Here is a 1,279-nt window from a genome sequence, read left to right as displayed (position 1 = left end):
CTGCCCGCTCCGCGTCCCGACCGCCGCCGCCAGCCGGTCCAGCGCCGGCGCCGACGACGTCTGCCACCCGGCGACCAGAACCCGCCGCGAACCGGCGGCCAGCGGCAGCAGCCCGGCGTCGTTCTTCACCAGCGTCACCGCCCGCCCGGTCAGCGCCCGCGCGTCCGCGACGTGCCCGGCGTCGCCGACGACCCGCTCCGCCCGGCGCTCGTCGACGAACGGGCCGAAGTACAGCCCCTCGTCGATCTTGCGCGCCAGGATCCGCACCACCGACTCGTCCAGCCGCCGCGCGCCGATCTCCCCGCCCCGTACGGCCGCGAGCACCGACCCGTACGCGACGTCCATCTCCGGCGGCAGCACCAGCATGTCCGCGCCCGCCGTGAACGCCGCCACCGACGCCCTCTCCGGCGGGTACTGGGACGTGGCGCCGCCCATGTCCAGCGCGTCCGTGACGATCAGCCCCTCGAAGCCCAGCTCCTCGCGGAGCAGCCCGGTCAGGATGCGGTGCGACATGGTCGCGGGCACGCCGTCGTCGAGCGCGGGTACGAGGATGTGCGCCGTCATCACCGTGTCCAGGCCGGCGGCGATCGCGGCCCGGAACGGCGGCAGGTCCAGCTCGTGGATCTGCTCCAGGGTGTGCTCGATGCGCGGCAGCAGGAAGTGGCTGTCCTGGCCCGTGTCGCCGTGGCCGGGGAAGTGCTTGGCGGCCGACGCGACGCCGCCGCGGCGCTGGCCGCGTACGGCCGCCGCGACCATGCGCGCGACCTGCCGCGGGTCGGCGCCGTAGGAGCGCAGGCCGATGACGGGGTTGTCGGGGTTGACGTTGACGTCGGCGACGGGCGCGTAGTTCTGGTTGATGCCCAGCGCCGCCAGCTCCCGCCCGGTGATCTCGGCGGCGCGGTGGGCGTCGGCGGTCGAGTAGGTGGCGCCCAGCGCCATGCTGCCGGGCAGTTCGGTCGCCGGCGGGGTGGGCAGCCGCTGGACAAGGCCGCTCTCCTGGTCGGTGGAGATGATCAGCGGGACGCCGCGGCGGTGCGCGAGCGAGGCGCGCTGGAGGCCGTTGGAGAGGCGGGCGATCTGGCGGGCGTCGCGGAGGTTGTCGTCGCTGCGGGCGCTGAAGTAGATGACGGCGCCGGGGCGGTACTTGCGGACGACGTCGGCCGGGGTGCGGACGCCGTAGCGCCGCTGGTTGACGGCGGCGGCCGCGTCGGTCACCTCGTCCGCGTCCTGCCCGGCGACCTCGACCACGAAGAGCTGGCCGACCTTCTCTTCCAGGGTC

1 protein-coding gene is annotated in these 1,279 nt (G+C 75.1%); it reads right to left on the bottom strand.

The window, feature by feature from the left end; translation table 11 throughout:
• Window positions 1–1,279 (bottom strand): glycoside hydrolase family 3 protein (locus H5J30_RS33970; protein WP_181791659.1); only part of this gene is annotated, 1,279 nt, incomplete at both ends.

Source organism: Streptomyces phytophilus (assembly GCF_013870535.1).
Lineage (GTDB): Bacteria > Actinomycetota > Actinomycetes > Streptomycetales > Streptomycetaceae > Streptomyces > Streptomyces phytophilus.
The sequence above is the reverse complement of the archived record's forward strand: the minus strand, read 5'-3'. Positions and strand labels throughout refer to the sequence as shown.